The organism is Bradyrhizobium sp. SZCCHNR1043 (assembly GCF_032489675.1).
Classification (GTDB): Bacteria; Pseudomonadota; Alphaproteobacteria; order Rhizobiales; family Xanthobacteraceae; genus Bradyrhizobium.
In genome coordinates this window covers 77,405-90,355 of sequence record NZ_JAUEYN010000002.1, presented here as the reverse complement: position 1 = coordinate 90,355, position 12,951 = coordinate 77,405, and the positions used below count along the sequence as shown (strand labels likewise).

At 66.0% G+C, this 12,951-nt stretch carries 12 protein-coding genes; 9 read left to right on the top strand and 3 right to left on the bottom strand.

Annotation, left to right across the window (positions count from 1 at the left end; translation table 11 throughout):
• Nucleotides 1-174 precede the first annotated feature (174 nt).
• Entirely contained in the window at nucleotides 175-2,697 is a 2,523-nt protein-coding gene (locus QX039_RS03055; RefSeq protein WP_315773358.1) for an EAL domain-containing protein, read from the top strand.
• Here the strand turns inward: QX039_RS03055 and QX039_RS03050 are convergent.
• Together QX039_RS03050 and QX039_RS03045 are read right to left on the bottom strand one after the other, a co-directional pair.
• Entirely contained in the window at nucleotides 2,651-3,715 is a 1,065-nt protein-coding gene (locus QX039_RS03050) for a helix-turn-helix domain-containing protein (RefSeq protein WP_315773395.1), read from the bottom strand. The genes QX039_RS03055 and QX039_RS03050 overlap by 47 nt on opposite strands.
• A 372-nt stretch (nucleotides 3,716-4,087) precedes the next feature.
• Entirely contained in the window at nucleotides 4,088-4,333 is a 246-nt protein-coding gene (locus QX039_RS03045) for an Lrp/AsnC ligand binding domain-containing protein (RefSeq protein ID WP_172112765.1), read from the bottom strand.
• 121 nt (nucleotides 4,334-4,454) lie between these two features.
• Between QX039_RS03045 and thiD the strand changes: the two genes are divergently transcribed.
• Nucleotides 4,455-5,255: a bifunctional hydroxymethylpyrimidine kinase/phosphomethylpyrimidine kinase gene (gene thiD / locus QX039_RS03040; RefSeq protein WP_315773356.1), complete on the top strand. Its 801-nt coding sequence runs from the start codon at nucleotides 4,455-4,457 to the stop codon at nucleotides 5,253-5,255.
• A 6-nt stretch (nucleotides 5,256-5,261) separates the two neighbouring features.
• Here thiD and QX039_RS03035 read toward each other — a convergent pair whose 3' ends face one another.
• A complete protein-coding gene (locus QX039_RS03035) occupies nucleotides 5,262-6,335 on the bottom strand; it encodes an AraC family transcriptional regulator (RefSeq protein ID WP_315773354.1) in 1,074 nt (357 codons plus the stop codon).
• Between the two features lie 139 nt (nucleotides 6,336-6,474).
• Between QX039_RS03035 and QX039_RS03030 the strand changes: the two genes are divergently transcribed.
• Genes QX039_RS03030 through QX039_RS03000 form a run of 7 tightly spaced genes read left to right on the top strand, consistent with a single transcriptional unit; the run spans nucleotide 6,475 to nucleotide 12,945 of the window.
• Nucleotides 6,475-7,299: an alpha/beta hydrolase gene (locus tag QX039_RS03030; protein WP_315773353.1), complete on the top strand. Its 825-nt coding sequence runs from the start codon at nucleotides 6,475-6,477 to the stop codon at nucleotides 7,297-7,299.
• 47 nt (nucleotides 7,300-7,346) lie between these two features.
• Nucleotides 7,347-7,991 carry a hydrolase gene (locus QX039_RS03025; RefSeq protein WP_315712755.1) on the top strand — a complete coding sequence of 215 codons (645 nt, stop codon included), beginning with the start codon at nucleotides 7,347-7,349 and terminating at the stop codon, nucleotides 7,989-7,991.
• Nucleotides 7,992-8,005: 14 nt separating this feature from the next.
• Nucleotides 8,006-8,293, top strand: a complete 288-nt coding sequence (locus QX039_RS03020) for a XapX domain-containing protein (RefSeq protein WP_315773351.1) — start codon at nucleotides 8,006-8,008, stop codon at nucleotides 8,291-8,293.
• Nucleotides 8,290-10,167 (top strand): amidohydrolase, encoded by a 1,878-nt coding sequence (locus QX039_RS03015; protein WP_315773349.1) that lies wholly within the window; start codon nucleotides 8,290-8,292, stop codon nucleotides 10,165-10,167. The genes QX039_RS03020 and QX039_RS03015 overlap by 4 nt, the downstream gene beginning before the upstream one ends.
• Before the next feature lies 1 nt (nucleotide 10,168).
• A complete protein-coding gene (locus tag QX039_RS03010) occupies nucleotides 10,169-10,594 on the top strand; it encodes a DoxX family protein (RefSeq protein WP_315773347.1) in 426 nt (141 codons plus the stop codon).
• Between the two features lie 26 nt (nucleotides 10,595-10,620).
• Nucleotides 10,621-11,511 carry a glyoxalase gene (locus QX039_RS03005; protein ID WP_315773345.1) on the top strand — a complete coding sequence of 297 codons (891 nt, stop codon included), beginning with the start codon at nucleotides 10,621-10,623 and terminating at the stop codon, nucleotides 11,509-11,511.
• Nucleotides 11,512-11,541: 30 nt separating this feature from the next.
• On the top strand, nucleotides 11,542-12,945 hold the full coding sequence (locus QX039_RS03000) for an alginate export family protein (protein WP_315773344.1): 1,404 nt from the start codon (nucleotides 11,542-11,544) through the stop codon (nucleotides 12,943-12,945).
• Nucleotides 12,946-12,951 lie beyond the last annotated feature (6 nt).

The window sequence follows — 12,951 nt, the reverse complement described above, 5'->3', positions numbered from 1 at the left end:
TCGCTAAGGACGTAGCCCGCGCTTGATCGCGTTTTGGGCGGCCCTCAACAGTCAGCCGTTAACCAAGCCCCGGTTTCTGGTACTCCACAACGGATCATCTTTGACCGTCCTTAACTTACCGCGGCCAGCATCGGCCGCATCGTGGTGAGGGGCAGCCGTTTGGCGGGGGCCATATTGCAGGTTGAAGAGTACAGCGCACCGACGCTGCCGGAAAAGGATGATGCTCGCAGCGGTAGCGGGCGGGAGAGGCTGCTCGCGTCGTTATCGCGATACCGCCTTTATCGCCCTGCGATCATCGCGGCATGCGTCGGCGTCGTGCTGTCGGTCGTCGGGACGGTTGCCGTGGGACGCTGGGAAAACCGGCTGGCGCGCACCGATTTCGAAGGCGTGGCCGAAGCCCAGGCGATCCTGGTCCAGAACGGCGTCAACGAATATGTCAGCCGGCTGACCGCGCTGCGCACCCGCTTCGAATCCGCCAACGACGACATCACCCGCAGCGAGTACCAGACCTTCAGCGCGCGCCTGTTCGAGGCGCATCGCGGCATGCTCCGCCTGGCGTGGCTGCCGCGGATCAAGCGCAAGGAGCGCGGCGAATACGAGGCGGCGGCGATCACCGATGGCGTTCCCGCCTTTCGCATCAAGTCGTATCCCGACGGCACGGTGGCGCCGGAGAGCGACGAATATTATCCGGTCTACTTCTCCACCGAGGCGAAGACGTCGCCGGTCTACGGCCTCGATTATTGGAGCATTCCCGACCATCGCGCCGTGCTGGAGCAGTCGCGCGACTACGACGTGATCGGCGCGCTGCGCACGCGTCAGAACCTGATCAATCAGAACGAGCGCAACAACGCCGTGATGATCGGCATCCCCGTCTACGCCAAGGGAACGTCGCGCACGACGGTCGCCGACCGCCGGCGCAATCTCAGCGGATTCATCATCGGCGTGTTCGACCTGCCGACGTTGCTGCAGTCGGTGCGCGCGAACAATCCCAACAGTCCGGCGCTTGCGATCAACCTTCTACCGCCCGAACGCGTGATCAACGCCTCCGGGGTGGACCCGCAGCGCTGGCCCGCGGACCCCAGCATCTGGTCGACGACCTTGCGCATCGGCGATGCCGACTGGGTGTTCCAGGCGGCGCCCGCCGGCGGCAGCCTGATGGCGAGCCACAACCGCGCGCTGGCGCTGTATGCGGCCGGCATGGCGACGACGATCTTCCTCGCCGTGTATCTCGCGCTGTCGAGCCGCAACGCCCTGCAGCTCGCGCTTGCCAATCGCCGCGTGCTCGAGCTGGCGCAGACCGACGCGCTGACGGGCCTCGCGAACCGCGCCTTCTTCCTCGAGGAGATGGAGCGCATCAACGACGAGAAGAGCGGCCGCTTCACCGTTTTCCTGCTCGACCTCGACCGCTTCAAGAACGTCAACGATTCACTCGGTCATGGCGCCGGCGACGAGCTGCTGGTGCAGGTCGCGCAGCGGCTGAGATCGCAACTGCGCGACGAGGACGTGCTGGCCCGGCTCGGCGGCGACGAGTTCGCCCTGATCCAGGCCGGATCCGCCGACCAGCGCGCCGCCGCGATCGAGCTTGCTCAGCGCATCACCAAGCTGATCGCCGAGCCGTTCCAGCTCGCCGGGCAACGGGTCGAGATCGGCACCAGCATCGGCATCTCGCTCGCGCCCCAGCACGGCCGCGACCAGGAGCACCTGCTCAAGAAGGCCGACCTCGCGCTCTACCGCTCGAAATCCGCCGGCCGCAGCTGCTACACGCTCTATGACGATGCGATGTCGGCCGAGCTCGAGGCGCGCAACACGCTCGAGGGCGATCTGCGCGACGCCATCGCGCAGTGCCAGTTCGAGGTGCACTATCAGCCGTTCTACGACGCCGAGACGCGCGAGCGGCGCGGCGTCGAGGCGCTGGTGCGCTGGCGTCATCCGGTCAAGGGGCTGGTGCCGCCGGACAAGTTCATCCCGCTTGCGGAGTCGACCGGCCTGATCGTGCCGCTCGGCGAATGGATCATCGGTCGCGCCTGCGACGACGCCACCGCATGGCCCGACGACGTCAAGATCGCCGTCAATCTGTCGCCCGTCCAGTTCAAGCAGGCGGAGCTGTTCGACGTCATCCAGTCGGCGCTCGCGAGGTCCGGCCTCGATCCGAAGCGTCTCGAGATCGAGATCACGGAGTCGGTGCTGCTGGAGCGCGCGGCCGAGAACGAGAGCTTCATCGACAGGCTGAAGGGTCTCGGCATCTCGCTGGCACTCGACGATTTCGGCACCGGCTATTCGTCGCTGCGCTCGCTAACGGCGTTCCCGTTCAACAAGATCAAGATCGACAAGTCCTTCGTCGCCAATCTGAGCGTGCGCAACGAAAGTGCCGCCGTCATCTCCTCGGTCGTGACGCTGGCGCGGGGGCTTGGCATCCAGATCACCGCCGAAGGCGTCGAGACCGAAGAGCAGCTGGTGCAACTGCGCTCGCTCGGCGTCAACTTCGCGCAAGGTTATCTGCTGGGTCGGCCGATGCCGGTCGAGCAGCTCGAGCAGCATTTGGAGATCGCGCGCGCTGCGTCCGATGCCGACGAGCCGCAGCCGGCCGAAGACGCATCTGAGCACGACGCAACCGAGGACGACGATCCGCACTCGGCGGCCGTCGTCGCGCTCATTCCCCGGTCCGGGGCGCTGCTATCCCTCGCATCCAACGGCTGAGCGGCGAGGCGGTTTCGGTGTCCGCGTCGACCGGCAGGCGTGGCGAGCCCAGCATGGCGGCCTCGCGCGCGGCGCTCGGCGTGATGCCATAGGCGGACTTGAACAGCCGCGTGAAATGCGCATCGGTCCCGAGCTGCCAGCGCCGCGCGACCTCGCTGATGCGCCACGCCCGCGATCCGGTTCCCGCGAGATCGAAGAACGCACGGTGCAGTCGGCGGCGGCGGATGTAGTCCGCGATGCCGCCGATCGGCGCGAACAGGCGGTAGAGCGAAGCGCGAGACATTCCGAAATGCAGCGCCACCGCGTCGGCGCTGAGCTCTGGGCTCGACAGTTGCGATTCGATGTATTTGCGGATGCGGAGCAGCGACACGTCTGCGGTCACGCTGCGGTCGGCATCGCGGCGTTCGAGCTCGCCGCGCAGGCACGCCGAGATCAGTGCGATCGTGCCCTCGACCGCAGCCTGGCACTCGTCGAAACTCATGCGCGGCGCATAGTCGAGCAGTGCGCCGAAGTGCCGCGCCAACAGCGGCGCCAGCGCGCCGCTGCGCGGCAGCACCAGGCCGTGCAGGTCGTCGACCTGCAGCAGGCGCGCTTCGAACATCGGACGCGGCACCACCAACGTGACGTTCTCGAACGGCGTCGCGCGCGTTTCGAGTGTCTGGGCGAGATCGAGCACGCAGAGGTCGCCGGCCTCGACCCGGATCGGCGAGGCGCCCGCGACGCCCTCATAGCTGCCGTTCACGTAGAGCTGCAGGATGATGTGATCCACGCCGCTGCGGGCGACGGTCTCGGCCGATCGCCGGAACCGCTGGCCGCTCGCACGGGCCGATCCGAGCAGGACGGAGCCAAGCGCGTAGGACAGGACGTCCGCCCGGAACGGAGCGGCCTCGCCGGCCGCGAGCTCGTCGACCTCGAAGAACGTCGACGTGGCCTCACGCCACGCGGCAATGTTGGTCTCGGTGTCCATCTGCTCGGCGGAAAAGCCATAGCTCGGCAGCAGGGACGAAACGGCTTTGATCTCACTCTTCACACGGCGCCGCAGTCATTCTTGAGTTTTCGTCTCAACTTCTTGATCGACCGTATCGGATCGGTCGCCCGCCTTGACCCGATGCTCCGCGCACCGGTTATAGACGCCTATCGCCAAGTTGCCCGAAAGGAAAGCCGGGCCGTTCGACGGTCCCCCCATCACCCCTCGCGATCGAAAGGTCCGGCTTTTCAGCCTGCTGACACGCACTGGCGGACACGGCCCTCCGGCCGCCCACCGTCTTTCATGACGAAACCATGCTTGACCCATTTTCAGGACCTCGGCGCCCGTCGGTCACGACGGGCGCCTTTGTCGTGAGGCAGGTGGCCGACGGGCAGGCCGTCCCGGGCTTGGACGAGCTCGTCGCTAGGTGGCGCCGAAGGCCTTGAACGTGATGATGGTGTGGGTGTCCTGAATGCCCGGCAGCACCTGGACCTTCTCATTCACGAAGTGGCCGATGTCGGTAGCATTGTCGACGTAGAACTTCACCAGCAGGTCATAATTTCCCGCCGTCGAGTAGATCTCGGAGGCGATCTCGGCTTCCGCCAGCGCATTGGCGACCGTGTAGGACTGGCCAAGCTTGCACTTGATCTGGACGAAGAAGGGAACCATTGCGGGCTGTCTCCGGAAGGCATCTTTCGCCTCAATATAGCGTTTTCTGGCGAAGTCGATACGCTTTCTCCGGTGACCGGGCCTGCTTGCCGGGCGCGGCCGGCCCGCGCTAGGAAGGGGCATGAGCACCCCCGTCGCACTCACCATCGCCGGTTCGGATTCCTCCGGGGGAGCCGGCATCCAGGCCGACCTGAAGACCTTTGCGGCGCTGGCCGTCTATGGCGCGTCGGTGCTGACGGCGCTGACCGCCCAGAACACCAAGGGCGTGACCGGGGTGCATCTGGTGCCGCCCGATTTCGTCACCGCGCAGATCGATGCGGTGTTCGACGACCTCGCCGTCGGCGCGGTCAAGATCGGCATGGTGGCGCAGGCGCCGATTGCCGCCGCCATTGCCGCAAGCCTTGCGCGCTGGACGCCGTCACATGTGGTGCTCGATCCGGTGATGGTGGCGACGTCGGGCGCCCGGCTGTTGCCGGAGGATGCGATCGACGCGCTGCGCCGCGGGCTGATCCCGCGGACGTCGCTGATCACGCCGAACCTGCCCGAGGCGGCCGCGCTGCTGGACGAGCCGGTCGCGACCTCGGACGAGGCGATCGCGGCGCAAGGCCGCCGGCTGCTCGCGCTCGGCTGTCCGGCCGTGCTGATCAAGGGCGGCCACGGGCAGGGCACGGACAGCACCGACTATCTGATCACCGCGGATGGCTGCATCGCATTGGCGTCACCGCGCGTTGCGACGAAGAATACCCACGGCACGGGGTGTTCGCTGTCGTCGGCCGTGGCCGCAGGGCTGGCGAAGGGCGAGAGCCTCGAGGCGGCCGTGCGCAATGCCAAGGCCTTCATCTCCGGTGCCATCGCGGCGGCCGATCGCTTCACCGTCGGGCATGGCCACGGCCCGGTGCATCATCTGTACCGGTTCTACTGATTGAGATCACCCGATGCTGGTTCGAGCCGTGCGCATCAGCCGCGCGGCGGCGATCTCCTGCTGATGTCCCCCCATCACGCGGGCGCGATATTCGCCTGGTGATTCGCCGAACCAGCGATTGGATGCGCGGAAGAAGGTGCTCTGGTCGGCATAGCCGAGCAGATAGCCGATGTCGGTGAGCGTCATGCGGAAATCGGCGAGATGGCGCTGGGCGAGCTCGCGCCTGACATCATCGACGAGATCACTGAAGGAGAGGCCTTCATCGGCGAGCCGGCGCTGGAAGGTGCGATCGCTCAAGCCGAGCTCGGCGGCAATGGCCGAGCGCAACGGGCTGCCGTCGGGCAGCAGCTTGGCAATCGCGGTGCGGGCGCGATGCGCGGTGTCGGTCTTGACCAGGCGCTCCAGCGCCTCGTCGGCGATCCGATCGTGGATTGCCGAAAGCTCGGGCGCCGAGGTCGTCAGCTTGCAGGCGAGATCCTGATCCGACACCAGAAAGCCGTTGAAGGGCGCATCGAATTCGAGCGGGGACTGGAACGCCCTGTTGTAGGACGCAATCGACAGCGGCACAGCGTGCGAGAAGCGGGTGGCGAGCGGCGTCAAGCGACGATCCAGCATCCACCGGCATAGATTGAGCAGATTGACGACGCCGTAGTCGTAGCGCTGCCGCGGAATCGGGCATTCACCACCGAACACGTCGGTCCGCACCCAGCGGCCGCCATTGCCCTGCTCGAGCGTGATGGTCACCGCGTCACTTACCAGGCACATGTAGCGGATCAGGCGCGTCAGCCCGGCGAGAAGCGTGGGGCTCGACATCATGGCGTAGCCGGCGACGCCATAGTTGTCAGGCCGCGGCGCATCGAGCTTTGCCAGCCCGATGTCCGGATTGCCCGAACGCTCCGCCGCCAGCACCCACAACCGGCTCAGTGCCTCGGTCGGCCAGCGGCGATCGCAATCGTCGAGATCGTCGATCGAGAGGCCGACGTCGGCGAACAGCGCGGCCGCATCCAGACCTTGCTCGTTCAGTGTCGTCGCGACGCCGCGCATCCAGGACGACGATGTGGTTCGAATCTGCTGAGCCATCCCTTGGCCTTCTGGAGCCAGTGCTTTGGCCTCCTCGGGTCATTGTGCAGATGCACATGAGATTGCATAGCACCGGGCATTGGCGATCGCGACACGAAATTCGTTGTGCGACCGCATGGCTGGCGCGCAGGAGAAAATCATGCCCGTTCTGAAAACCAATGGCGGCACAGAGATTTACTACAAGGATTGGGGCTCCGGCCAGCCGATCGTGTTCAGCCATGGTTGGCCGCTGTCAGCGGATGATTGGGATGCGCAGATGCTGTTTTTCCTCAATCACGGCTTTCGCGTCGTCGCCCATGACCGCCGCGGCCATGGCCGCTCGGCCCAGGTCGCCGACGGCCACGACATGGACCATTATGCCGACGATCTCGCGGCATTGACCGCGCATCTCGATCTCAAGAGCGCGATCCATGTCGGCCATTCCACGGGCGGTGGTGAGGTGGTGCATTACCTCGCGCGCCATGGCGAGAGCCGCGCGGCCAAGGCTGCCATCATCGCCGCGGTGCCGCCGCTGATGGTGCAGACCGCGGCCAATCCGGGCGGGCTGCCGAAGTCGGTGTTCGACGACTTTCAGACCCAGGTCGCCACGCGCCGCGCGGAATTCTATCGCGACGTCGCCGCTGGGCCGTTCTACGGCTACAACAAGCCCGGCGCCAAGCCGTCCGAGGCCGTGATCCAGAACTGGTGGCGCCAGGGCATGATGGGCAGCGCCAAGGCGCATTACGACGGCGTCGTCGCATTCTCGCAGACCGACTTCACCGAGGATCTCAAGAAGATCACGCTGCCCGTGCTGGTCATGCACAGCGAGGACGACCAGATCGTGCCTTACGCGGATTCCGCGCCGCTGTCGGCCAAGCTCCTGAAGAACGGCACTCTCAAGACCTACAAGGGCTTTCCGCACGGCATGCCGACCACCGAGGCCGCGACCATCAATGCTGACCTCTTGGCCTTCATCAAGGGCTGACGCCCTCGCGCGTCCTTCCGCATCACAAATCTGTCACGGAGATTCTCATGTCGAAGCTCGAAATGCTGACCCCGCAGAACTGCGCGGTCGCGCTGATCGACTATCAGCCCGCGATGTATCAAGGCGTGCAGTCGCACGATCGCCTCGGCGTCTTCAACAACATCCAGATCGTCGCCAAGGCGGCCAAGCTGTTCAAGATCCCGACCGTGCTCACCACGGTCGCCAAGGACTCGTTCTCCGGTCCCTTCATGCCGGAGGTGACCGAGCTGTTTCCGGAGCACGACATCGTCGACCGCACGGCGATGAACTCCTGGCTCGATGCCGGCTTCCGCAAGCAGGTCGCCGCCACCGGCCGCAAGAAGTTCATCATCGCGGGACTCTGGACCGAGGCCTGTGTGCTGTTCCCGACGCTCGACATGCTGCGCGAAGGCTACGAGATCTACATCCCGGCCGATGCCTGCGGCGACCTGTCTCTCGAAGCGCACAACCGGGCGATGGATCGCGCGGTGCAGGCCGGCGCGGTGCCGATCACCTCGTGCCAGTTCGCCTTCGAGCTGCAGCAGGACTGGGCGCGTGCCGAGACCTATGACGGCATGATGGAGATCCTCAAGGCGCATTCGCCCTATGGCATCCAGATCCGCTTCTCGAAGTGGGCGCTCGGCGAGCACGCCTCGGAAGGCGGCGCAAAGTAGCCCTGGGACGAGCGATGAAGATCTATCTGTTCTCGCTCGGGGCAGGTCTGTTGGTCGGCGTGATCTACAGCCTGCTTCAGGTCCGCTCGCCGGCACCGCCGCTGGTGGCGCTGGTCGGCCTGCTCGGAATTCTCGTCGGAGAGCAGGTGATCCCCGTGGGCAAGCAGCTCCTGAACGGCACCACGCTTGCTGCCGCATGGCAGAAGGCGGCCTGCGCCACGCACATGTTCGGCATGCTGCCCGGCCATCACGGCCGGGCAGACACAACCATCGCTCCGGCGCGAGACGAGAAGACCTCATGACCGATCATCCCGACCTCATCCTGCATCGCGGCCTGTTCACGACGCTGGATCGCTCCAACCCGCAGGCGAGTGCTGTCGCGATCAAGGACGGCGTGTTCACCGCGGTCGGCCGTGAGCAGGACGTCATGAAGCTCGCTGGCTCGGCGACGAAGATCATCGACCTGAAGGGCCGGCGCGCGCTGCCGGGCCTGATCGACAATCACCTGCACATCATCCGCGGCGGTCTCAACTTCAACATGGAGCTGCGCTGGGACGGCGTGCGGTCGCTCGCTGACGCAATGGCGATGCTGAAGGCGCAGGTCGCGATCACGCCGCCGCCGCAATGGGTGCGCGTGGTCGGTGGCTTCACCGAGCACCAGTTCGCCGAGAAGCGGCTGCCGACCATCGATGAGCTCAACGCGGTCGCGCCGGACACGCCGGTGTTCCTGCTGCATCTGTATGATCGCGCCATTCTCAACGGCGCCGCGCTACGCGCCGTCGGCTACGACAAGGACACGCCAGAGCCGCCCGGCGGCGAGATCGCGCGCGATGTCCAGGGCAATCCGACCGGCTTGCTGCTCGCGAAGCCGAACGCCGCGATCCTCTATGCGACGCTCGCAAAGGGCCCCAAGCTGCCGTTCGACTATCAGCTCAACTCCACGCGCCATTTCATGCGCGAGCTGAATCGGCTCGGCGTCACCGGCGCCATCGATGCCGGCGGCGGCTTCCAGAACTATCCGGACGACTATGCCGTGATCCAGAAGCTCGCCGATGACGGCCAGCTTACGATCCGGCTCGCCTACAATCTGTTCACGCAGAAGCCGAAGGGCGAGAAGGACGACTTCCTGCGTTGGACGCAGAGCTCGTCCTACAAGCAGGGCAACGACTATTTCCGCCACAACGGCGCCGGCGAGATGCTGGTGTTCTCTGCCGCGGATTTCGAGGATTTTCGCGTACCGCGGCCGGACATGCCGGCCGAGATGGAAGGCGAGCTCGAGGAGGTCGTGCGCATCCTGGTCCAGAACAGGTGGCCGTGGCGGCTGCACGCGACCTATGACGAGACCATCTCGCGCGCGCTCGACGTGTTCGAGAAGGTGAATCAGGATACCCCGCTCGACGGGCTGCACTGGTTCTTCGATCATGCCGAGACCATCTCGGACCAGTCGATCGACCGTATCGCCGCGCTCGGCGGTGGCATCGCCGTGCAGCACCGCATGGCCTATCAGGGCGAGTATTTCGTCGAGCGCTACGGCTTTGGCGCGGCGGAGGCGACGCCACCGGTGAAGACGATGCTCGACAAGGGCGTCAAGGTCTCCGCCGGCACCGATGCGACGCGCGTCGCCTCCTACAATCCGTGGGTCTCGCTGTCCTGGCTGGTGACCGGCCGCACCGTCGGCGGCCTGCGACTGTATCCGCAGCGCAACTGCCTCGATCGCGAGACGGCGCTTCGGATGTGGACCGAGAACGTCACCTGGTTCTCCAACGAAGAAGGCAGGAAGGGCCGCATTGCGGTCGGGCAGTTCGCCGATTTGATCGTGCCGGATCGCGACTTCTTCTCCTGTGCGGAGGCCGAGATCGCCGACATCACCAGCGACCTCACCATGGTCGGTGGCCGCATCGTCTACGCAGCAGCCGCGTTCAAGCCGCTGGATGACGCCGCTCCGCCGCCGGCGATGCCCGAATGGTCGCCGGTGCGCCGCTTCGGCGGCTACGGCGCCTGGCTGGAAAAGAGCGACGACGGCACCGTCCGCGCCCAGGCGATGCAGATGTGCGGCTGCGCCAGCGCGTGCGGCATGCATGGCCACGACCACGCGCGGGCATGGTCCTCCAGCCTGCCGGTCTCCGATCTCAAGAGCTTCTGGGGCGCGCTCGGCTGCGCCTGCTGGGCGGTCTGAGATGGCGGAGATGTCCGACACGCCGCGGCCGATCGCCGCGGTGCTCGACTGGCGCTGGCTGTGGCCCGCGGCGCGGGTCGCGCTGGTTTCAGCCTATCTAATCGGCGGCGTCCAGAAGTTCATGGACTTCCCAAGCGCCATCGCTGAGCAGGCGCATTTCGGCCTGCAGCCGGCGGCGCTGTGGGCGTCGGCCGCGATCGCCGTCGAGCTGATCGGCTCGGTGCTCGTCATCGCGAACAGGTTCGTCTGGCTCGGCTCCGGCGCGCTCGGTGTGCTCACGCTCGTTGCGATGCTCACCGCCAATGATTTCTGGCACATGGCCGGCCATGACCGCTTCATGGCGCTGAACGCCTTCTTCGAGCATCTCGGCCTGATCGCCGGCCTCGTGCTCGTCTCGATCATCTCCTGTCGCGCGCGCCGCGCTTGATCCACATCTGCTCATTCGAGGTCGTCATGGTCCGTTCCCGTCATCTGCTCGGTGCCGTCATTGCCACCACGCTGCTCGCCGCGCCCGCTCTCGCCAAGGACGCGGCGCCGCTGATCGGCGTGGGCGCGCAATACGACACCACGCATGTCTATGTCGCGCCCGACGACGTCGAGAAGTTCGCTACCTCCTTCCTCGCCACCTTCGGCGGCCTGAGCACCAAGCAGGTGGTTGCGACGGTGACGCCTGCTCCGAGCAGCACGACCTCGCAGCTGCTGCAGACGCCGGTCGGGACCGTCTCGCTGTTCGGCTTCAAGACACCAATCCCGTACCCATTCGGCGCCGAGCGCACCGGTTATCTCGTCACCGATCTGGACGCGGCGATCAAGGCGGCCATGACCGCCGGCGCCGGCGTGGTGGTTGCGCCGTTTCCCGATCCGATCGGCCGCGATGCGGTGATCCAGTGGCCGGGCGGCGTCAACATGCAATTGTACTGGCACACGACGAAGCCGTCCTACGCGGCATTCCAGACCGTTCCCGACAACCGCGTCTATGTTTCGCCCGATCGCGTCGAGGCCTTCACGCGCGCCTTCCTGCGCTTCTCCAAGGGCAAGGTCGTCTCCGACGACCCCAAGGCGCCTGGGGTCGAGATCGGTCGTCCCAACGATCACTATCGGCGCCTCCGCATCGAGTCGGTGTTCGGGCGGATGACCGTGCTCGTGACCGACGGCCATCTGCCATATCCGTTCGGGCGCGAGATGACCGGCTACGAGGTCGCCGATCTCAAGGCGACCCTCGACAAGGCGAAAGCAACAGGCGCGACCGTGCTGGTCGAACCCTTCACCTCGGATAAGCGCGAACAGGCGGTGGTGCAGTTTCCCGGCGGCTATGTCGCGGAGATTCATGCGCCGTCGAAGTAGGGTATTGCTGCGATTCCCGAGAGGTGACGGATGGCGCGGGTCCTGAGAAAGACGGTGGTCGCGAGCGCGCTGCTCGGCGCGCTATGTGCGGCCACGTCAGCTCTCGCCGAGGACAACGCCTCACGTCCGGCGATCCGTACCAACCGCTGGCAGGAGGACTGGTCGGTGCTCGCCGATCCCGCGCTGCGCACGGCGCCATCAGATCCGATCAAGTACATCCCGCTGCAGCAGGATCATCCGCAGAGCTACGTCTCGTTCGGCATGAACCTGCGCGAGCGGTTCGAGAGCCTGGATGCCGCGAGCTTCGGCATCGGTGGAACGAAACCCGATCAGCATGTCCTGCAACGGCTGCAGATCCATGCCGACGCACATCTCAACGAGCACTGGCAGTTGTTCGTCCAGCTGGAGGACGACCGTGCCTTCGGCAAGGCCAAGATCACGTCCGTCGACCAGGACCCGCTCGACCTCCGGCTCGCCTTCCTCGCCTATGTCAATACGACGGAGAAGGGCACCTTCAAGGCCCGGGTCGGGCGCCAGGATTTCGACTTCGACCTGCAGCGCTTCGTCTCGTCGCGCGACGGGCCGAACGTGCGCCAGTCCTTCGACGCGCTGTGGGCCGACTGGGAAAGCGGCCCATGGCGCTTCATCGGGTTCGTCAGCCAGCCGGTGCAATACAATCTGGCGCGCCCGTTCGACGATACGTCGAACGGATCGTTCCTGTTCCACACCTTCCGAATCGAGCGCCAGGTGCTCGGCACCAACGAGCTGTCGTCGTATTATTCCTACTATCAGCGTGACAATGCGCGCTTCCTCGACGCAGCGGGTGCCGAGCAGCGCCACGTGCTCGACATCCGCTTCGCCGGCAAGCTGGCGGGCTTCGACTGGGATCTCGAGGCGATGGGGCAGGCGGGCTCGGTCGGGACGAAGCAGATCCGCGCCTGGGGCGCCGGGGCGCGCGCCGGCTACACCTTCGCCGATTTGGCTTGGCAGCCGCGCATCGGCCTTCAGCTCGACGGCGCCTCCGGCGACCGCCATCCCGGCGACAGCAGGATCGAGACCTTCAATCCGCTGTTCCCGAACGGCTATTACTTCACGCTCGCGGGCTTCACCGGCTACACCAACCTGGTCCACCTCAAGCCGTCGCTGACGGTGAAACCCGCGACCGATCTGTCGTTCATGGCGGCCATCGGCCTGCAATGGCGCGCGACGACGGCGGACGCGATCTACGTCCAGCCCAATGTCGCAGTGGTCGGCACGGCCGGGCGGGGCAGCGCATGGTCCGGCGTCTACGCGCAGCTGCGCGCCGACTATCGCTTCAGCGCCAATCTCACCGGCGCGCTGGAAGCCGTGCACTACAAGATCGGTGATGCGCTGCGCCGCGCCGGCGGCCACGATAGCGATTACATCGGCATCGAGCTGAAATACGCGCTCTGAACAACG

Bases quoted from the DNA above. Each gene is read 5' to 3' on its own strand.
- QX039_RS03045 (WP_172112765.1), bottom strand. From the start codon at position 4,333: ATGGTTCCCTTCTTCGTCCAGATCAAGTGCAAGCTTGGCCAGTCCTAC.
- thiD (WP_315773356.1), top strand. From the start codon at position 4,455: ATGAGCACCCCCGTCGCACTCACCATCGCCGGTTCGGATTCCTCCGGG.
- QX039_RS03035 (WP_315773354.1), bottom strand. From the start codon at position 6,335: ATGGCTCAGCAGATTCGAACCACATCGTCGTCCTGGATGCGCGGCGTC.
- QX039_RS03030 (WP_315773353.1), top strand. From the start codon at position 6,475: ATGCCCGTTCTGAAAACCAATGGCGGCACAGAGATTTACTACAAGGAT.
- QX039_RS03025 (WP_315712755.1), top strand. From the start codon at position 7,347: ATGTCGAAGCTCGAAATGCTGACCCCGCAGAACTGCGCGGTCGCGCTG.
- QX039_RS03020 (WP_315773351.1), top strand. From the start codon at position 8,006: ATGAAGATCTATCTGTTCTCGCTCGGGGCAGGTCTGTTGGTCGGCGTG.
- QX039_RS03015 (WP_315773349.1), top strand. From the start codon at position 8,290: ATGACCGATCATCCCGACCTCATCCTGCATCGCGGCCTGTTCACGACG.
- QX039_RS03010 (WP_315773347.1), top strand. From the start codon at position 10,169: ATGGCGGAGATGTCCGACACGCCGCGGCCGATCGCCGCGGTGCTCGAC.
- QX039_RS03005 (WP_315773345.1), top strand. From the start codon at position 10,621: ATGGTCCGTTCCCGTCATCTGCTCGGTGCCGTCATTGCCACCACGCTG.
- QX039_RS03000 (WP_315773344.1), top strand. From the start codon at position 11,542: ATGGCGCGGGTCCTGAGAAAGACGGTGGTCGCGAGCGCGCTGCTCGGC.